The sequence below is a fragment of the Streptomyces sp. NPDC047002 genome, assembly GCF_040704505.1.
Taxonomy (GTDB): Bacteria; Actinomycetota; Actinomycetes; order Streptomycetales; family Streptomycetaceae; genus Streptomyces.
The window spans coordinates 57,940-77,387 of sequence record NZ_JBEYWC010000003.1; the positions used below are offsets into that span (position 1 = coordinate 57,940).

Annotated in this window: 14 protein-coding genes and 1 pseudogene; 6 read left to right on the forward strand and 9 right to left on the reverse strand. The window is 73.8% G+C overall.

Annotated features, from left to right (window positions below; all coding sequences use genetic code 11):
- Positions 1–15: 15 nt before the first annotated feature.
- Positions 16–1,233: a hypothetical protein gene (locus AB0910_RS04735; protein ID WP_366743069.1), complete on the reverse strand. Its 1,218-nt coding sequence runs from the start codon at positions 1,231–1,233 to the stop codon at positions 16–18.
- 111 nt (positions 1,234–1,344) lie between these two features.
- On the opposite strand from AB0910_RS04735, the gene AB0910_RS04740 reads away from it, so the two are divergent.
- The 3 genes from AB0910_RS04740 (at position 1,345) to AB0910_RS04750 (ending at position 4,834) form a co-directional block, all read left to right on the forward strand.
- Entirely contained in the window at positions 1,345–2,019 is a 675-nt protein-coding gene (locus tag AB0910_RS04740) for a hypothetical protein (protein ID WP_366743070.1), read from the forward strand.
- A 138-nt stretch (positions 2,020–2,157) separates the two neighbouring features.
- Positions 2,158–3,201, forward strand: a complete 1,044-nt coding sequence (locus tag AB0910_RS04745; protein ID WP_366743071.1) for a rod shape-determining protein — start codon at positions 2,158–2,160, stop codon at positions 3,199–3,201.
- 133 nt (positions 3,202–3,334) lie between these two features.
- Entirely contained in the window at positions 3,335–4,834 is a 1,500-nt protein-coding gene (locus AB0910_RS04750; RefSeq protein WP_366743072.1) for a GAF domain-containing protein, read from the forward strand.
- A 102-nt stretch (positions 4,835–4,936) separates the two neighbouring features.
- Here the strand turns inward: AB0910_RS04750 and AB0910_RS04755 are convergent.
- The 3 genes and pseudogenes from AB0910_RS04755 to AB0910_RS04765 all read right to left on the reverse strand — a co-directional run.
- Positions 4,937–6,139: pseudogene (locus AB0910_RS04755) on the reverse strand (ThuA domain-containing protein); the annotation flags it as partial.
- Positions 6,136–8,601, reverse strand: coding sequence for a PQQ-dependent sugar dehydrogenase (locus tag AB0910_RS04760; protein WP_366743073.1), 2,466 nt, complete (start codon positions 8,599–8,601; stop codon positions 6,136–6,138). The pseudogene AB0910_RS04755 and the gene AB0910_RS04760, both read right to left, overlap by 4 nt.
- Positions 8,602–8,872: 271 nt before the next feature.
- Positions 8,873–9,697: a hypothetical protein gene (locus tag AB0910_RS04765; protein WP_366743074.1), complete on the reverse strand. Its 825-nt coding sequence runs from the start codon at positions 9,695–9,697 to the stop codon at positions 8,873–8,875.
- Positions 9,698–9,820: 123 nt separating this feature from the next.
- Between AB0910_RS04765 and AB0910_RS04770 the strand changes: the two genes are divergently transcribed.
- Positions 9,821–10,402 carry a DUF1906 domain-containing protein gene (locus AB0910_RS04770; protein ID WP_366743075.1) on the forward strand — a complete coding sequence of 194 codons (582 nt, stop codon included), beginning with the start codon at positions 9,821–9,823 and terminating at the stop codon, positions 10,400–10,402.
- A gap of 249 nt (positions 10,403–10,651) precedes the next feature.
- A complete protein-coding gene (locus tag AB0910_RS04775; protein WP_366743076.1) occupies positions 10,652–11,551 on the forward strand; it encodes a glycerophosphodiester phosphodiesterase family protein in 900 nt (299 codons plus the stop codon).
- Positions 11,552–11,573: 22 nt separating this feature from the next.
- On the opposite strand, the gene AB0910_RS04780 is transcribed toward AB0910_RS04775, so the two are convergent.
- Entirely contained in the window at positions 11,574–12,020 is a 447-nt protein-coding gene (locus tag AB0910_RS04780; RefSeq protein ID WP_366743077.1) for a MarR family transcriptional regulator, read from the reverse strand.
- Positions 12,021–12,130: 110 nt separating this feature from the next.
- Here AB0910_RS04780 and AB0910_RS04785 point away from each other — a divergent pair, with 110 nt between their 5' ends.
- Positions 12,131–13,105: a zinc-binding alcohol dehydrogenase family protein gene (locus tag AB0910_RS04785; protein ID WP_366743078.1), complete on the forward strand. Its 975-nt coding sequence runs from the start codon at positions 12,131–12,133 to the stop codon at positions 13,103–13,105.
- Positions 13,106–13,210: 105 nt separating this feature from the next.
- Here AB0910_RS04785 and AB0910_RS04790 read toward each other — a convergent pair whose 3' ends face one another.
- The 4 genes from AB0910_RS04790 to AB0910_RS04805 all read right to left on the reverse strand — a co-directional run bounded on the left by AB0910_RS04790 (position 13,211) and on the right by AB0910_RS04805 (position 19,375).
- Entirely contained in the window at positions 13,211–16,012 is a 2,802-nt protein-coding gene (locus AB0910_RS04790) for a discoidin domain-containing protein (protein ID WP_366743079.1), read from the reverse strand.
- 119 nt (positions 16,013–16,131) lie between these two features.
- Positions 16,132–17,043, reverse strand: coding sequence for a carbohydrate ABC transporter permease (locus AB0910_RS04795; RefSeq protein WP_366743080.1), 912 nt, complete (start codon positions 17,041–17,043; stop codon positions 16,132–16,134).
- On the reverse strand, positions 17,040–17,975 hold the full coding sequence (locus AB0910_RS04800) for a sugar ABC transporter permease (RefSeq protein WP_366743081.1): 936 nt from the start codon (positions 17,973–17,975) through the stop codon (positions 17,040–17,042). Before AB0910_RS04800 ends, AB0910_RS04795 begins: the two co-directional genes overlap by 4 nt.
- The gene (locus AB0910_RS04805) at positions 17,972–19,375 is read right to left on the reverse strand and encodes an ABC transporter substrate-binding protein (RefSeq protein ID WP_366743082.1); all 1,404 of its coding nucleotides are present in this window, start codon (positions 19,373–19,375) and stop codon (positions 17,972–17,974) included. Before AB0910_RS04805 ends, AB0910_RS04800 begins: the two co-directional genes overlap by 4 nt.
- Between the last annotated feature and the right edge of the window lie 73 nt (positions 19,376–19,448).

Here is a 19,448-nt window from a genome sequence, read left to right on the forward strand (position 1 = left end):
CACGGGCCTCCCGCGTCAGGCGCACCACCACAGGATCGGGGTGCACTGGCTCTCGGTGGGGTCGGGGTCGGGCGAGGAGGGCTCGGCCGGCGAGGTGGCGGGCGGGTCGGCAGGCCCGGTCGGGTCGGCAGACGAGGGGGCGCCTTGGCCGGTCGCCGGGCCGGTGGGGGCGGCGGGCCCGGTGGCTCCCGGCGCGCTCGCCGCCGTGCCGGACGGCGTGCCGTGCGCGCTCTCGCCGCCCCCGGGGCTCGCGCTCGCGCCGTCGCCCGACGCGGCGGGGTCGGCGCCCTTCTCCGAGGCCCCGTCCGCGGACCCGTCCGCGCCGGGGTCCTCGCCCGGGGCGCCGGGCACCGCGGGCCTGCCGGAGGCCGAAGGGTCGCCGTCGTAGTCGAGGCCGGTGCCGTCGTCGCTGACCCGGCTGCCGGACCCGGTGCCGGTGCCGGTGCTGCGGGCCGGGTCGAGCGCCAGCTGCGCCAGGCTGAGGACGCCTGAGGCGAGGACGACGCCGAGCACGCCGACCACGATCCTGCGGCCCCGCTTGCTGCGCGCCCTGCGCGGGGCCTGCCTCGGCCTGCGCGCCGCGCGGTGGTGGCTGCGGCCGTGGCCGCCGCCGGGCACGGCGTCCGCGGTGTCCGCCGCCTCGTGGACGTCCGCCTGGTCGGCGGGGGCGGTCTGCTCTTGGCCTGTCGCCGGCTCCCGGCCGCCGGCCCGCGCGAGGCCGTCGGCCTCCGGGGCGCCGCCGGGCACGGATCCGGCCGGTGTCCGCGCGCCATCGGACCCGAACGGCGCCGGTGCCCTGCCGCCCCCGGGCCCGAACGGCGCCGGTGTCCCGCCGCCCTCGGGCTCGAACTGGGCCGGCACCCGTGCCCCCTCTGCCGGGGCCCCTGCCGGCTCCCCGGAGCCGTGCGGACCGGCGTGCGGGAAGGGCGCGGCGCCGTACGGCCCGTACGGCGCCCGCACCCCCGCGTCCTCAGGCGTGAAGGGCGCCGGTATTCGCCCGTCCTCCGGCTCGGGCTGCGCCGGGACCCGCGCCGCGTCGGCCGCGGCGCCGTACGGCGGGTACGGCGGGTATCCGCCCTGGCCCCCGCCCTGCCCGTACGGCCCCTGCGGCGGCGCGGCCGGCTGCTCGGGCGGGGCCTGCGCGTCCCACCGCGCGTCCTCGGCGGGCCTGCCGCATCCGGCGCAGGTCAGCGCGCCGTTGAGGTGGCGTCGGCAGTGGTCGCAGTAGTCCATGGCGCTCGCAGGGTATGCGGCGCGGCAACACCGTTGGCCGCCACGCGTGTGGAGATCCTGTGCAGGGCCGCGTGTCCCGCGCCATGTTGTCCGATTGGCGAAAATGGCGTCATGACCTCAGGCAGCGCACCGGGCGCGTTCGGCCCGCTCTCCTTCCAACTCGTCCTGCTGCGCAGGATGGCCGACCACCAGCCGGACCTCGCCGACGAGGCCAGGCGCGCGCTCGGCGCGTCGCGCGCCGACCTGCGGGAGGCGAACCGGCGCTGGCAGGCGATGGTGCGCTCGCCGCGCGGCAGGGGCGCGAGGGCCAGGTACCTGTCGGTGCTCGGCGAGCCGGAGCGCGCGCTGCGGCGGCAGGTCGGCGAGCTGGAGTGCGAGGCGCTCCAGTGGCCCGTGCCGCTCTGGCCCGACCTGCGCTTCGAGATCATGGTGGCGCCGGGCGGCGCGGTGTGGAACGAGTGGCTGGTACGGGCCGAGGGCGCGCCGGCACCGGTCCTCGCGACGGCGGCCGACCTGCGGCCGTGGGGCTGCACCGTCGACGAGCTGGCGCGCGCCTTCCCGCCCGCGCGACCGCTCGAAGGCACGGCGCCGACCCGCTTCGGCCTGGCGTTCCGCGCGCCCGCAGGCCCGGGGCCCGACGATCCCGAGCGGGACGGCGCCGAGCGGGACGGCTCGCACCCGGGCGGCGGGGACGGCGGCCGCGGCGGGGCGCCGGGCGCCGACGGCCGGTCCGCGTACGTCGCCGAGTTCACCTGGGGGCTGCTCCAGCGGTGGTCGGCCGCCTGAGCGGCGCCCGCACGGACCCGTACACCGACCGGCGCAGCCCAGCGCGCGCCGGGGCCAGGGGGGCCGCAGGATTTCCGTAACGACACCGACCGGCGCCCGCCCCGCCGGTGACCGTCCATGCCGCTCGGGAGATCCGCCGTGACCGTCAGCCTTGAGAACCTGCGCCGCTGCCACATCGCCGTCGACATGGGGGCCGCCAGGACGCGGGTCTTCGTGAAGGGGGCGGGCCTCGTCGTCGACGAGCCGAGCTGCGCCGCCATCAACTCGCGCACCGGATCGCTGATCGCGGTCGGCGCGCTCGCCGAGCAGATGACGGGCCGCACGCCCGACTACATCCGGGTCGTACGGCCCGTCACCGGCGGTACCGTCATCGACGTCGAGATGGCGCAGCGCATGCTGCGGCACCTGATCGGCGACAAGCTCAGGCGTCAGCTGCGGCGCAAGCCCCGGCTGCGGGCCGCGGCCTCCACCCCGCACGACAGCGATCCGCTGGCGCAGCGCGCCGCGGTCGAGACGCTGGTCGGTCTCAGTGCGAGCCGGGTGGAGCTGGTGGACACGGTGCTCGCCGCCGCGGTCGGCTGCGGGCTGCCCGTCGAGGAGGCCACCGCCACGATGATCATCATGTGCGGGGCCGCCACCACCCAGGTCGCGGTGATCTCGCTCGGCTCGATCGTGACGGCGCAGCGCATCCCCGTCGGCGGCAACGCCATCGACCAGGCCGTCATCCAGTACCTGCGCCACCACCACGAGCTGGTGCTGCCGAGCCAGTCCGTGCGGCCGCTGCAGCTGGCGCTGAGCGACAACGGGCTGACGGCGGAGGGCCCCACCTCGATGGAGATCAACGGGCGGGACGTGGCCACCGGCGTGGCGCGCTCCGTGAAGGTGGACACGGCGGCGGTGCGCGAGGCGATCTACACGCCGCTGACGGCCGTCAAGGACGGCATCGGGCGGGTCCTGCGCGAGTGCCCGCCCGACCTGGTGGCCGACCTGGCGGACACCGGCATCAGGATGGTCGGCGGCAGCGCGCTGCTGCCGGGGCTCGACACCATGCTGCGGGAGGCGACGGGCATGCCGGTGGCGATCGCGGAGCGGCCCGACCAGTGCACCATCCTCGGCATGGGCGCGATGATCGAGGGTCAGGTGCAGCCGGTGTCCATGGACCCGCTGGCCGACGCGCACTGACCGCTCCCCCACCGCCGTGCGAGCCGGAGAGGCCGGAGAGGCCGGAGAACCCGCAGAGCCCGGAGAGGCCGCAGAACACGGGGCGCCGGGAGAGGCCGGGGCAGCCGGACCCGGGAGTGCGGGCGCCGGGGTCGTGGGAGGCGGTTCCGAGGGGGGCGCCGCCTACGCCGACCGGCTGCCGGGGCTGCTCGAATCGGTCCTCGGCATCGGCACCGACCTCGAACTCGGTGTCACGCTCCAGCACATCGTGGACACCTCGCTCGTCCTGGTCGGCGCGCGCTACGGCGAACTCGCCGTCGTACAGCCGGAGAGCGCGCCGCTGACCGAGCTGTTCTCGGCGGGCCCCGACCCGGCCGACGCCCAGGGAGCGGACGGCGCCCCGGGCCAGGACGGCGGCGCCTCCGGCACGGACGCCGCACCGGATGCGGCAGACGCCGCCGAGGTGCCCGTGCGGGTCGGCGACGAGGTGTTCGGCAGCCTGCGCGTCACCGGCGGCACCTTCACCGCGCGCGACACCGTCCTGCTGCACACGCTCGCCGCCCAGGCGGGCATCGCCATCGGCAACGCCCGTACGTACGGCACGGCGCGCCAGCGCGAGCGGTGGATCCAGGGCGCGGCCGCGGTCACCACCGCGCTGCTGACGGGCGAGTCGGCCGAGGACGCCCTCAGCACGGTCGCCGAGTCGGCGCGGGTCCTCGCCGACGCGGACGCGGGCGCGGTGCTGCTGCCCACCGCGGACGGCGGCATGAGCATCGTCGCCGCGTCGGCCGCCGACCCCGCGGTCGCGAATGGCATGGTCGGCACGACGATCCTGCCCGGCTCCGCCGTGCTGGACCAACTCCTCGGCGGGGAGCCCGTGTTCCTCGACGACTCGGCGACCGACCCGCGGATGACGACGCCGGTGCGAGACCGGTTCGGACCCAGCATGATGCTGCCGCTCCAGCACGGCGGCCGGCTGATCGGCACGCTGACGGTGCCGAGGACGCGCGGCAGGCGCCCGTACACCGAGGCGGAGCGGCTGCTCGCCTCGCAGTTCGCCTCGCAGGCCGCGCTGGCGCTCGTGCTCGCCGACGTGCAGCACAACAGGGAGCGGCTCGCCGTCTACGAGGACCGCGACCGGATCGCCAGGGACCTCCACGACCTCGTGGTGCAGCGGCTGTTCGCCACGGAGATGATGCTGGAGTCGACGCGGCGCAGGGCCGGCGCCGGCCCGACGGGCGAGCTGCTCGACCGGGCCACCGACGAGCTGGACTCGATCATCCAGGAGGTGCGTACCGCGATCTTCGCGCTCCAGCAGCCGCCCGCGGAGGCCCCGACGAGCCTGCGCGGGCGCGTCCTGCGGGAGACCGACGGCGCGGCCGCGCTGCTCGGCTTCCGGCCCTCGGTGCGCTTCCTCGGCCCGGTGGAGTCCGCGGTGCGCGAACCGGTGGACGCGCAGCTGGTCTCCGCGCTGCGGGGCGCGCTCGCCGCCGCCCACCGCAGGGAGGGCGTGACGGCCGTGGACGTAACGGTGGACGCGCGCGCCCGACTGCCGGACGGGCGCACGGCAGTGCGGCTCACGGTGCGCGACGACGGGGTGCGCGACGACGGCGGCACCGGTACGACGGTGTCCTGGCAGGCCCCCGAGGGATGAACTGCTGCCCCCTCTCCGGCTGTTGACGGCACGGTCCCCGCCGCACGCTGGACGCGCGCGGCGGGGACCGCGGTGTGCTCCCCGGTCCTTCGCCCGCTACGCGAGCGAGAAGGTGTCGATGTCGAACAGCGCTCCCTGGCCTCCGGAGAAGGTGAGGAACAGCGGCCCGCTGCCGTCAGCCGTCAGGCCGGTGGACACCGTGGTGAAGGTGTCCCAGCTGCCGGTGGACGGCACGTCGACCGCGCCGAGCACGGGACCGGTGGGCGAGCCCGCCCTGATCCGCACGGTGCCGCCGGCGCCCGCCGACGCCACCCGCGCGGTGAACGCCGTGGCGCCCGAGGTGTCCACCGACGCGTAGCCCGCCCAGTCGCCGTCCTCGATGAAGCCGAGGGTGCGGCCGCCGCTCGCGCCGCCGTGGTCGGCCGCCTGCACGCCGGAGCCCGAGGTGTACGCCTCGCCCTCGACGGTCGCGGGCCCCGGGCCTCCCCCGCCGTCCGGGGTGCAGTCGGCAGGCGCCTCGCCCGCCGCGTAGGCGACGCCGCCCGCCAGCAGTCGCTGGAAGCCGGGGTCCGCGTACAGCTCGTTCTGGTGGCCGAGCCCGGTGTAGAACGACCGGCCGTCGCCCTGCGGGTGGCACCAGGTGATGGGGTGGTCGGCGCCCATCGTGCCGCCGGTGTAGGTGGATTCGTCCAGGGTCTGCAGGACGTGCACGTCCTGCCGCGGATCGGTGCGGTAGTTGTACAGCTCGTCGGTGACGGTCCAGGTGGGCCCGAACTGCCCGGTGGCCGGGTGGTCCGTGTCCTCGGTGCGCACGGTGGCCTGTTGGATCGCCGGGTGGCTCAGGAACCACGCGCCGACCAGCCGCTGGTAGGCCGGTGTGTCGTACTCGGCGTCGGCCGCCGCGTGGATGCCCATGAAGCCGCCGCCCCCGTCGACGTACGCGAACAGCGCGTCCTGCTGCTCGGTGGTGAGGAAGTCGCCGGTGGTGGAGACGAACACCACGGCGCGGTAACGGGCCAGGCTCTGGGCGCTGATGGCGGTGGCGTCCTCGGTCGCCGTGACCTGGAAGCCGTGTTCCTGCCCGAGCCGGGTGAGCTCGGCGACGGCGGTGGGGATGGAGTCGTGGCGGAACCCGGCGGTCTTGGAGAACACCAGCACCTGGTACGGGTCGGCCGCGTGCGTGCCCGCGGGGGCGGACACGGGGGCGGCGGCTGCGCCGGGGGCGGCGAGGCACGCCGTGCCCAGGGCGAGCGCGGCGGCGGCGAGTGCGAGCCGCCGTGCGGCGGGGCGGGTACGTCCGGTCATCGGGCGCCTCCGGTGGTGAAGGTGAAGGCGTCCAGGTCGAACAGGTTGCCCTGCCCCGTGGCGCCCTTGAAGACGAGGAACAGCTGCGAGCCGGCGCCCGGGCCTGCCGTGAGGCCGGCCGTCACGTCGGTGAAGGTGTCCCAACTCCCGGTGGGCCTGACGGCGACGGTGCCGAGCAGAGTGCCGGTGGCCGAGTCCGCGCGCACTTCGAGGGTGCCGCCGGGTCCCGCGGACGCGACGCGCGCGCTGACCCCGGTGACGTCGTGCAGGTCGTAGGGCGCGAAGGAGATCCAGTCGCCGTCATCGGTGAAGCCGACCGTGGTGCCGCCCTCGGCGCCGCCGTGCCCTGCGGTCTCGATGCCGTTCTGCGCGGTGAAGTGCTCGGCCTGGCGGTGCTTCGGCTGGAGCTTGCTCACACTGTGCGAGGTGAGGCCGCCCTTGTCGGTGTACGAGGCGTCGAATACGCCGAACAGGTTGGCGGCCGCGTCGTGTTCGCCGTCCGTGGGCACGGTGATCTGCCCGCTGCACCCCTTGGCCGAGGTGATCTGGTGCTGGTGGCTGTCGTGGCCGAGGAAGTAGGTGACGGTGACCCGGGAGCAGTCGAGCGGCCCGTCCTCCGGGTCGCTGCCGGTGACGGTGAAGGGCACGGTGTCGCCGAAGGAGAACAGCTGCCCGTCGCCGGGCATGCCGAGCTTCACGGTGGGCGCGGTGTTCCCCACGGTCACCACCAGGCTCGCGGTGCCGGTCAGGCCCTCCGGGTCCTTGACGGTGAGCGTCGGGGAGAAGGTCCCCGTCCTGGTGTACGTATGGGTCGGGTCGGCGGCCGTCGAGGTCGTGCCGTCGCCGAAGTCCCAGGAGTAGGTGAGCGATCCGCCCTCCGGGTCGGAGCTGCCCGCCGAGGAGAAGGAGGCGGTGAGCGGCGCCGGGCCCGAGGTCCTGTCGACGGCTGCGCGGGCGATCGGGCTGCGGTTGCTGCCGCCGAGGTACTCGATGCGGTAGAGGGCCTGGTTGTCGGCGCCGGTGCCGTAGTCGAGCACGTAGAGCGCGCCGTCCGGTCCGAAGGCCATGTCCATCACCTGGGTGCCGGTCCAGGGGAAGTCCTCGATGGCGCCCGGGCTCCCGTCCGCGCCCACGGTGATGGCCTTGATCCACTGGCGGCCGTACTCGCCTGCGAAGAACTTCCCGTCGAGGGACCTGGGGAACTTCACCGCGGAGTCGAGGCCTTCGTCGTAGCGGTAGACGGGCCCGCCCATCGGGGACTCGGAGCCGCCGCCGAACTCGGGCGGGGAGCCGGCGTCGCCGCCGTACCTGATCCAGGCGGCCTTGGGCGCGGGCAGCCTGGCGAGTCCCGTGTTGTGCGGAGAGTCGTTGGTGGGGCCGCCGGCACAGTCGTACGGGGCGCCGGAGGGGCCGCCCGGGAAGGTGTAGTCGTTGTACGACTCGGTGGGCGTGTTGGTGCCGGTGCAGTACGGCCAGCCGTAGTTGCCCGGTGCCGTGATGCGGTTGAACTCGACCTGTCCGCCGGGGCCCCTGTTCGGGTCGGTGACTCCCGCGTCGGGGCCGTAGTCGCCCATGTAGACGGTGCCGGTCGCCTTGTCGACGGAGAGCCTGAAGGGGTTGCGGAAGCCCATCGCGTATATCTCGGGGCGGGTCCTCGCGGTGCCCGGCGCGAAGAGGTTGCCGCCGGGGACGGTGTACGTGCCGTCGGGCTCGGGGTGGATGCGCAGGATCTTGCCGCGCAGGTCGTTGGTGTTGCCCGCGGAGCGCTGGGCGTCGAACTGCGGGTTGCGGCCCGCGGATTCGTCGAGCGGCGCGTAGCCCTGGGACTCGAAGGGGTTGGTGTCGTCGCCCGTCGAGAGGTAGAGGTTGCCCTGCGCGTCGAAGTCGAGGTCGCCGCCGACGTGGCAGCACTGGCCGCGGTCGTTGTCGACCTCGAGCAGGACCTTCTCGCTCGCGGTGTCGAGGGTGCCGTCCGCCTTCAGCGTGAAGCGCGAGAGGTTGAGGTGGCCCTTGAAGCGGTCGAAGTCGGCCTGGCTGCCGTTGACCGGGGCGTCGCCGTCCGGCGTGCCCAGGCGGGGCGAGTAGTAGAGGTACAGGTAGTGGTTGGCGGCGAAGCCCGGGTCGGCCGCGACGCCCTGGAGGCCCTCCTCGTCGTGGGTGTAGACGTCGAGCTTGGCGGCGACCCTGGTGTTGCCCGCGGGGTCGGTGTAGCGGAGTGTGCCGTCGCGTGCGGTGTGCACCACCGCCCGGTCGGGCAGCACGGCCAGCGACATGGCCTCGCCCAGCTCTGCTGCACCTGAGGCGAGTTCTACCTGCTGGTAGTCGGAGGCCGGTATGTCGGCGGGTGCCGCGGCGACGCGCGGCGCGGGGGCGGCGGCAGCGGCCGTGGCCGCGGTGGCGCCGCCGAGCGCGAGCACGAGCGCGGCCCCGAGTCCTGACCACGCGGGTGGACGGAGTGGCATCTGGGTCCTTTCCTGACGTGCGATGGGGGTCTGTCAGGCAAGGCGCGCGCCGTCGCGCTTTGCTGGCCGCGCCCGGCAGGGCCGCGGCGGGGGCGCGGGGACCGGTGGGCGCGGTGGAGCGTTTTTGCATGCTGGCAACGCGAATTTAATTTGTCAATGCTCTGTCAAAAAGCTCGACTGCCTCCAGTCGGCGAGGAGTTGGGGTGGATCATCGCCCGTACGGGAGCGGGGTGCGGGAGAGCGGGGCCACTTGATTACCTGACTGAACAAATCAGCGGCGGGCGGCGGCGCGCAGCGAGGCGGCGAGCCGGGCGGCGAACGCCTCGCGCACGGACGCGGGCACGCGGTCGAGGGAGAGATAGGGGTTGAGGTCCTCCAACTCGACCAGCAGCAGCCGCCCGTCGGGCGCGCGGCAGGCGTCGACCCGCTGGACGCCGTGGCCGAGCGCGTTCCAGTCGACGAACCGGAGCGCGAACGCGGCGTCCGCGGCGTCCGGCGGGTACGGCACGAGCTCCCAGCGGCGCTCGGGGTCGGGGGCGTACAGCGCGTACTGGAGGTCCCGGTCGACGAAGTAGAACGAGACCTCGTAGCGGAACGGGATCCGCGGCTGTACGAGCATCCCCCCGCCCTCCACCGCCGCCTCCGCGAGGTCGGCGCGTGCGACGAAGCGCAGACCGAGGGAGTCGGCGCCGTCGACGGGCTTGACCGCGTACTCCTCGGCGTCCGGCAGCAGGGCGAGCGCGGCGGCGCTGTCGGCGGTCGGGATGACGGGAAGGCCGGCGCGCGTCAGGTCGGCCAGGTAGCGCTTTCCCGCCATGTCCCCGCGCCCCGTCAGCGGGTTGACCACCCGCACCCCTGCGGCGAGCGCCTCGGCGCGGAACTCCTCGTACGCCTCGCGGTAGTAGAGGACGGGGCCGCTGTTGCGCACGAGGACGAGGTCGAAGTCCCCCATCAGGCCCGCGGCGTCGCGGGGGTGGCACAGCGCGGCGGTGAAGCCGTGCCGGCGCAGCCGCCCGGACAGCCAGATGTCCTCGTCGCAGTAGCGGCGGCCCGCCGCCTCGTAGCCGAGGTCGGTGACGTACAGGATGCGAAGCACCGCAGCACACTACGGCACGTGCGCCAAGGCGCCCCCTGGCCGTGTGTTCGGCCGCGCCCGCACCGGGCAGACGACCATCAGTAGCAGATCCAGCACGAAGAGTGAAGGACGGAGGTACCGGCCATGCCGGACACTGCGGGAGTCGACTATGCGTGGGGCCGTCCAGGCGGGGCCGCACTCAAGGCGGCGGGCAAGAAGTTCGCCTGCCGCTACCTGAGCGGGGACGAGGGCAAGAACCTCACGGCGGAGGAGGCGCGCGAGCTGGCCGCGCACGGCGTCTCCTGCGTGGTGGTGTGGGAGAGCAGCGCGCAGCGCGCGCTGTCGGGCAAGAAGGGCGGCGAGGAGGACGCGCGGAAGGCCGAGACGCTCGCCGCGCACGCGGGCATGCCGGGAGACCGGCCGATCTACTTCGCGGTCGACTTCGACGCCACACCCGGCCAGCAGGACGACATCAACGCCTATCTGGACGGCGCCGCCGGGGTGGTGGGGCGTGAGCGCGTCGGCGTCTACGGCGGCTACTACCCGCTCAAGCGGGCCCTCGACGCGAAGAAGGCGGCCTGGGGGTGGCAGACGCCCGCCTGGTCGGGCGGCCAGTGGGACAAGCGCGCCCACATCCGCCAGGGAGCGCAGCAGACCATCGGCGGCACGGCCTGCGACCTGAACACGGCGAAGGCCGAAGACTACGGCCAGTGGACCCCCCACTGAGCGGCGTCCGCCCCCGCCACTGACCGGCGTCCGCCCCGCCGCGCGGGTTCACCCGGCCGCCTCGGCCGTGGCGCACGCGGCGGAGGCGGGCCGCGCCGCTAGCGTGGCGCGCACGCGGGGCGAACCAGGATTTCTCCGCCGATGTACGCGTTTTCCGTGAGGCGGCGCGCCCCCCGGGAAACCCGGTGGGAGCCAGGGCACGCGAGGGGCGCGAGGACGCCGGAGGGATCCGGGGAAGGCAGGGATGGCGTGGGAGTACGCCGCAGATCGGGCCCCGCCCTGGGCGCGGCGGTCCGCGCCGCCGCGGTCGCCGCCGTGGTGGCCGGCACCGGGGCGTGGACGCTCGACGCCGGGCAGGGCGGCATGGGGCAGCCCGGCACCGGGCAGGGCGAGGGCCCCGCGCGGGCGGCTGCGCACCAGGCGGCCCCGGCGCCCGTCTCTTTCGCCGCGCTGCCGCGGCGCGTGCTCGACGCGCACCGGGGCGGCGGCGGCGAGCCGGGCATCAGGGAGAACAGCGTCTCCGGCGCCCAGAAGTCCCTCGCCTCCGGCCGGGTGCAGGTGCTGGACATCGACACCCGCCGCCTCAAGGACGGCACGCCCGTCCTGATGCACGACGCGACCGTCGATCGGACCACCGACCACACGGGGCCGGTGTCCGCCTACACGCCGGCCACCTGGAAGCAGGTCAGGCTCGACACCGGCGGCGGCGCCCCAGAACCCGCGCCGACGCTCGACCAGTACCTCGACGCGCTCGGCGGCCGGGCCGTCGTCACCGTCGAGGCCAAGGACGCGAGCGAGGTGCCGACGCTGGCCTCGATGATCAAGGCGCGCGGCCTGACGTCGTCGGTGCTCGTCAACACCAACGACCCGGCCGTCGCCCGGCGCATCCACGCCGCGGGCCTCCTCACCCACCTGTGGCGCAGCGCCGCGCAGCTGGCGCACGACGACCCCCGCGCGTGGACGGGCTTCGTCGACCTGCTGGACATCGACCACCGGGCCACCGACGCGCAGGTGAGGGCCGCCGTCCACAGCGGCATCCCCCGGGTCTGGGCGCACACCCTCACCACGGCGGCGCAGCGGGACCGGATGCTCGCGCTCGGCGTGCAGGGCATCATCACGGACTACCCGCTCAGCCTCGACCGGCGCTGACGCGCCGTCGGCTCCCCCGCGCTCAGAGCCCGGTGTGCCCGTCCACGAGCTCGCTCGCGACGGACGAGAGCAGGGCGCGCCGCGCGTCGGTCAGGTGCGCGGCGAGCGCGCCGACGCGCCGTCCGGCGTCCTCGGTGAGGCGGCGGGCCACCTCGCGCCCTTCGTCGGTCAGCGACACCCGCACGGAGCGCCCGTCGTGCGGGGCGCGGGTGCGGCGGACCAGGCCGCGGCGCTCGGCGCGGTCCACGAGCCCGGTCATGCTCGACTTGTCGAGGCCCAGATGGCGGGCGAGCTCCTGCATGCCGGGCTCGCGGTCGCGCAGCACGCCGAGCAGCCGCAGCTGGATGACGGAGAGCCCCTGTTCGGCCGCGACCTTGCCCAGCTCCGCCTGCACAAGGAACGACAGCTGGGCGAGGCTGTCCACGATGCCCAGGTCGGCGGGGGCGCGCCGCACGGTGTCTTCGGTCATGCGGCCATCCTAGGGTTGACGTAGTACGTGACACAAACTAATTTGATTCGCGTCACGTACTAATCCTGCGCGGTGGCCGCCGAGGCACCGCGCGCCCTGGAGGTGCCGCCATGCTCGCCGCCGTCGTCCGCTCCTTCGACCGCCCGCCCCGCTACGAGGAGTTCCCCACGCCCGGCCCTGCCGGGGACCGTGTCCTGGTGGACGTGCTCGCCGCGGGACTCCACCCGAGGGTCCGCTCCGGCGCGGACGGAACCCACTACACGAGTAAGGGGCGCCTCCCGATGGTCCCTGGCGTCGACGCCGTGGGCCGCCTGCCCGACGGCCGCCGGGTGTACTTCGTCGCCGACGACGGCGCCCCCGGCACCTTCGCCGGGCAGGCGCTCCTCGACCCGCGCCGCGCCGTCGCGCTGCCCGAAGGCGCCGACCCGGTGGTCGTCGCCGCGGCGATGAACCCCGCCATCTCGTCCTGGGTGGCGCTGCGCCGCAGGATCGACTTCCGGCCGGGGCAGAGCGTCCTCGTGCTCGGCGCGACCGGCAACGCCGGGCAGATGGCCGTGCAGATCGCCCGCCACCTCGGCGCCGGCCGGATCGTCGCCGCGGGCCGCGATCCCGGGCGGCTCGGCCTGCTCACCGGCCTCGGCGCCACCGACGTGGTCTCCCTCGCCGAGGAGCCGGGCAGCCCCGTGAGCGCCGCAGCGGCGGACGAGCGCCTCGGCGCGGCGGCGGCCGACGTCGACGTGGTGATCGACTACACCTGGGGCGCGCCCGCCCAGCGGGCGATCCCCGCGATCGTCACCCGCCGCACCGACCGGGCGAAGCCGCTGCACTGGATCCAGATCGGCTCCACCGCCGGGCCCGAGGTCGCGCTGCCGTCCGCGGTGCTGCGCGCGGCGGACCTGCGGGTGATCGGCAGCGGCCAGGGCTCGGTGACCACCGCCGGCATCGTCGCGGAACTCCCCTCACTGATTGAGCAGTTGACGGCGGAGACGCTCACCGCCGACGCCCGGCCCCGCCCGCTGGCCGAGGTCGAGAAGGCCTGGAACGAGCCGGTGGAGCCGGGCAGCAGGACGGTGTTCGTGCCGTGACCCGTACGGGGCGCGCGACGGTGCGGGGGGCCGTGCGCGGTGGTGCGCGGTGGCCGTGCGCGGTGGCGCGGGGCCGGGGCCCGCACCACCGCGCGCATCCGACCGTCAGCGTCCGGTCAGGCCGTAGACGCCCACCTCACCGACGGCCATCTGACCGCCGGTCTGGCCGCCGCTGTTGGGACGGTCGGCCGTGACGCGGACGTACCGCGCCGCCACCGGGCGGTCGAGCTGCACGCCGGTCACACCGGCCGCGGTGTCGGTGTGCCGCGCCACCGTGTACCAGGTCGCGCCGTCCGCCGAGACGTCCACGTGGAAGTCCGTGGCGAACTTCCCGTCCGGCTGCTGGAGCGTGACGAGGTCGACCGGGCGCGAGCGGCCCAGGTCGACCTGCTGCGCCCAGCGGTACTCCCCGGTCGCCTGCGAGAAGGTCCCCGGGTCGCCGTCGGTCGCGTACGAGGGCAGTGAGTCGGGCTGCATCGCGGCCCGGGTGCCGTCGACGAACAGCGCCTGGGTGGGTGCGTGCAGCGCGAGGTCGGCCGTGCCGCGCCCGGGCGCGTAGGCGCCGATCTCGCTGATCGCCATCTGGTCGCCCCGCTGGCCGGAGTCGTCGGGCTTGTCGGCGACGACCCGCAGGTAGCGCGCGGTCACCGGCGAGGAGAACAGCACCGGGGTGGTGCCCCAGCCACTGGCGTGGGCGGTGCCGGCCGGCCGCCAGTCGGTGCCGTCGGCGGACGCGTCGACATGGAAGTCCGTGGCAAAGTGCTGCCGCGGCATGCCGACGGTCACCGCGCCGAGGCGCTGCGCCTTCTTCAGGTCGACGACGAGCTGCCAGCGGAACCTGCCGCTCGCCTGCACCCAGGTGCCCTGGTCGCCGTCGGTGGCACTGGCCGTGCGGTCGCCCGGCTGGAGGTCGGCGGGGGTGCCGTCCACGTACTGCGCCTGCGCGGGCGCGCCCAGCGCGAGGTTGTGCGGCGCGGTGCCCGCAGGGGCCTGCGTCAGGTGCGCGTACGCGGGTTCGAGCCCGGCGTTCGCGAGGAGCGACGCCGGCACGCCCGAACCGTCCGCGCCCACCTTGGTGTTGTCGAGGGTGAGGTCCTCGGGGTCGCCGCAGGGCCAGTCGGGCGTGGTGTTCTCGACGTAGTTGCCGGTGAAGGAGAAGTGCCCGTAGGCGAGCTGTTCCTCCTTGCAACCGCCCATGGAGAACACGCCGTTGGCGAACATGGCGTTGCCCGTCATGGTGACGTCGGTGCTGCCGCCGTCGGTGTAGACGGCGTGGCCGCCGTCCGCCGAGTTGCCGTTGCGTACGACGTTCCCGCTGATCAGCAGGCCGTCCGCGAGCGAGTCGCCCTCCTGGCCGAGGACGTAGATGCCGCCGCCGTCCGAGCGCAGCTGCATGTGGTCGAAGACCAGGTTGTCGAGGATCCTGTTGCCGCTGGTCGCCGTGTCGGTGTGCCCCCAGCCCCAGTTGGAGCTGATGCCGCTGTACGGCACGTCGTTGACCTGGTTGTGCTCGATGGTGTCGTCGCGGCTGTAGCCCTGGAAGATGCCGACGCCGCCGGTGTACTCCACCGCGATGTGGTGCACCCAGTTGTCCGCGACGGTGTTGTGCGCGGGGAGCACCGAGAGGTCGGCGGGCACCGCGTCGGCGCCGTTGCCGATCTCCAGGCCGTTGCCCGAGATGTCGGTGAAGACGTTGCCCTTGACCGTGGATCCGTGGACGGCGCGGCCGAGTTGCAGCCCGGCGCCGCCGAGGTGCTGGAAGGTGCCGCCGGTGACGCTCAGCCCCTCGGTGTGGTCGAAGACGACGTTGCCCGGCGTCATCGTCCAGTTGCCGTACGGGCAGCTGCCCGGGTCGGTGCTGGAGTAGCGGTCGCAGGAGCCCTGCTTCTCCCAGCCGTCCGGCTCGGTCAGGCGCATGTTGGCCTGCACCTCGGAGAAGCCCGCCGGGCCGTCGGACTCCGTCCAGCCGCCGTACTCGAAGGAGACGCCGCTGAAGGCGAGTCCTGCCAGCGGGTGCGCCGCGGTGCCGGTGCCGGAGACCAGGGTCTGCAGCCGCGGGATCTCCACGTCCGCGTGCGGCAGGTCCTGGCCCGCGCGGGGCTTGTAGTAGAGCGTGTGCGCGTGCTTGTCGAGGTACCACTCGCCGGGGTCGTCGAGCAGTTCCCCGGCGTTCTCGACGCGGTCGGGCCGGTCGGCGTTGACGCCGTACGGCTTCCGCGTCGAGTTGTCGAAGCACGGCTGGTCCATGGTGACCGTGGTGCCCGAGACGGAGGACACGCCGCAGTACATCTCGGTCCAGCCCACGTCGTACACGAACTGGACGTCGGAGATGTTCTTCCAGCCGTCCAGGGCGGTGTCGGAGGTGGTGTAGCCGGTCGCGGTGCGGGTGAACCCGGTGGGCGCCGCGCCCCTCGCGCGGATGCCGCGCACCCCGTCGACGTACAGCTGGCGGGTGTCCGTGCCCGCGGGGACCCGCGCCGACCAGACGCCGTCGGCGCCCTTGTGCCAGCCCTGGACGCGTTCGCCGCCGCTGAGCACGGGATGCGCGCCGGGCGCGGCCTGGTAGGTCACGGTGTGGCCGTGCTGCCCGCCGTCGCCTTTGGCCGCGTCGAGGGCGAAGGTGCCATCGAGCCGGTAGGTGCCGTCCGTGAGGACGACGCGCAGGTCGAAGCGGTGGGACGCGGTGGCGGCGCGCACCTTGTGCTGCGCGGTGGTGAGCGCGCAGGGGCGGCCGGGTGAGCAGGCGTCGCCGTGCCCGTCGGGCGCCACCGTGTACGTGACCTGGGCGGGCGCGGTGTGCGCGGGCGCCGCGGCCGCGGGGCCCGCGGTGAGCAGGCCGGAAAGCAGCGCGACCGCCGTGCCGAGGCTCGCGCGGGCGCCGCGCCGCCATGGTCGGTGTGGAGACATGAGTGAGTCACTCCCGAGACGTCGTTGATGCGAGGTGGTGTGCGGGGACTGCGCGTACCGGGGCGGGCGTGGGGGCATGGCCCGGCCCGGAGTGCGGGTGCAGGGCGGCCCGCGGGGGACTACTCCTTGGTGGCGCCCGCGAGCATGCCGGAGACGAGGGTGCGCTGGGAGAAGAGGAAGAGGACCAGGACGGGCAGGATCGCGACGATGATCGCGAGGGCGAGCTCCGGGATGGTGATGTCGAGCCCGGCGCCGGCGACGGGGTTGAACGACGGTGTGGAGGTGAGCAGTTGGTTCAGGCCCACCTGGAGCGGGAACTCGTCGCTGTTGGGCAGCACCAGGTACGGCAGGAAGAAGTTGTTCCAGTTGCCGACGAAGCTGAAGAACGCGACCAGGCCGATCACCGGTTTGGCGAGCGGGAGCGCGATGCGGCTGAACAGCTGCCACTCGTTGCAGCCGTCCATGCGGGCGGCGGAGAGCAGGTCGCGCGGCAGGCTGGTGGCGAAGTAGATGTACACCAGGTACACGCCGAACGGGTAGAAGGAGAACGGCAGGATCACCGACCACACCGTGCCGATCAGGTGGAACCTGTTCAGTTCGAGGAAGACCGGCAGCACGAGGGTCGCCGACGGCATGATCATGGTGACGAGGGTGATCATCAGCAGGGTCTTCCGGCCGCGGAAGCGCGTCAGCGCCAGGGCGTAACCGGCAGGGACGCTGGTGGCCAGCGTGAGGACGAGCGAACCGCCCGCGTAGATGGCGGAGTTGCGCAGCCAGGTCAGCATGGCGCCGTCCTGGAAGGAGAACAGGTGCCGCCAGGCCGCGCCGATCTGCCCGAACGAGCCGAAGGATAGCGGCGCGTCGTGGACGATCTGCCCGGCCGTCTTCGACGGCGCGAGCAGCACCCAGACCACCGGGAGCACGAAGAACACCAGGAGGACGGCGAGCAGGACGCCGACCACCAGGGCGGAGACGGCGCGGCCGGGTGGGCGGCCGGTTCTGGGCCGTCGCGCGGCCACGTGGACTGTCATTTCTCATCCAACCTGAACATGCTGGAGCGCGAGACGAGGAGGCCGGCGGCGATCAGGCCGACGGCCAGGAGGAACACCGAGATGGCGGCGGCGCCGTTGAAGTCGCCCTGCTGGAAGGCGAAGACGTACGCGAGCTGGTTGGGCGACCAGGTGGGGCTGACGCGGCCGAGGCTGGCCGTCTGGAGGAGCTGCGGCTCGACGAACAGCTGCGTGCCCGAGGCGAACGCCAGGATTGCCATGTAGACGATCCACTGCCGGACCATCGGGATCTGCACGGACCAGGCGGTGCGCCACGGTCCCGCGCCGTCCACCCGCGCGGCCTCGATGACCTCGTCGGGGATGTTGTTGAGCGCGCCGTACATCACCACGATCCAGCCGCCCGCGCCGGTCCAGAACGCGATCAGCATGAAGATCACCGGCAGGTTCCCCGGCGAGAGGACCGCGGCGAAGCTGTCCAGGTGCAGCGCGGTCAGCAGCCAGGACACCGGGCTGACGTCCGGGTCCAGCATGAACAGCCACACCAGCACGCTCGCCACGCCCGCGAGGGCACCGGGGATGTAGTAGAGGAAGCGCAGCACGGCCGAGGTGCGCGGCCCGACGCGGCTGCGCAGCAGCACGGCGGAGAGGACCGTGAGCACGACGAGCACCACGAGCCAGAGCACCAGGTAGGCCAGGATGTGCCCGAAGGCGGGCAGGAAGCGGTAGTCCCGGGCGACCTTGATGAACTGGTTGAGGCCGGTGAACTGGCCCAGGTTGTTGGTGAAGGCCAGGTAGAAGGCGTACACCGTGGGGAACACACCGAAGGCCAGCAGGAACAGGGTGTAGCCGGCGACGAAGAGGTAGCCCGCGCGGCCCCCCGCCGCCCGCCGCCGCGGCGCGCTGCCGCTGCGGCGGGCGGGTGTGGTGACCTGCCGGGCCTCCAGCAGTGTCATTTGCCGACCACCTGGTAGCCGTTGGCCTTGGCCTCGTCGCTGATGGCGCTCTGCCAGGCGGGCAGCGTGGAGGTGAGGGTGTGGCCCGCGGTGAGGGCGGGCAGGACCACGCTCGACCAGGCGGTGGCGTCGGAGAACCTGGTGGTGGCCCAGCCGGTCCACACCGACTGCGCGGCCTGCTCGAACGGCTTGCTCACGTCGTCGGCGAAGTAGTCGCTGTTGGCCGGGTTGTCGAGCCACGCCTTCGCCGCGGGGGCGTACGCCGGGTAGGTCGGCGCGGCCGCCTGGTTCTCGTCCGACGTGGTCAGCCAGGTGGCGAGGCCTGCGGACGCCTTGAGGTCGGCGCTGTGCGCGGAGACCATCCACACACCGCCGCCGACGTTGCCGGTGGCGGGCGCGGTGTCACCTGGCCAGGTCAGCGGGGCGGCGGCCGCCAGCTGCTTGGCCGGGGTCTTGAAGGCGGTCTTGAAGAGGTACTGCCCGTACCAGGAGGGGCCGACCGCCATCAGGACCTTGCTTCCGCTGCTCTTGGCGAAGCCCTGGCTGAAGAAGCCCTGCGTGCTGACGGCCTTGGCGGAGATCAGGCCGTCGAGGAGCGAGGACATCCGGGTGCAGTGCGGGTCCTTCAGGGCGACGCGCAGGGTGCCGGGCTCCGTCTGCTGGAAGGCGGGGCACTGGCTCGACCAGAAGTACGACTCCTGGGAGTTGGTGTCCCCCACGGAGCCCACCAGGTAGCCGGGGTGTTCCTTGGCGACCTTCTTGCCGAGCGCCTCGTACTGCGGCCAGGTGGTGGGGACCGCGTAACCCCACTTGTCCATCAGTGTCTTGTTGTACCAGAGCACGACCTGGGCGATGTCGTTGCGCAGGCAGTAGGTGTGCCCGTTGTACTGGCAGGGGGTGAGGGAGCCCTTGGCGAAGCCGTCGAGGGTGGCCTTGGGGACGAGGTTGTCCTCGTCCACGGGCGCGGCGAACGGTACGGCGCCCGGCTTGGTCGGCCGGGAGGCCCAGGTGGTGTCGTTCGGGGTGCCGAAGACGACGTCGGGCCAGCCCTTGCCGACCCGGTCGAACAGCTGGACCTTGGTCTGGAGGTATGTCGAGCCGTCGGCGCCGCCGTCGTACGTGACGACGTTCATCTTCACGTCGGGGTGGGCCTTCTGGTACTTCTGCACCGAGGGGAGCCGGGTGGAGTCCGTCCAGACGGTGATCTCGGAGCCGGCTTTCTGCGGCACGGGCTCGAACGCCGCCGCCCGGGTGCCGGACGCCGTGGCCGAGCCGCCGGCGGCCGGGGTGGCGCTGGAACAGCCCGCCAGTACGGCCGTGACGGCGCACAGGGCCAGTGCCCCGAGCGTGGTCGTGCGCCGTCGGTGGTGTCCGGTGCGCGGAGATCCGGAAGACCTCATCGTCTTGCCTTTCTGCTGCGTGGTGTGCGTGGGGTGCGCCGGGGACGGGCGCGCGGTGCGGCCTGGCTGCGGG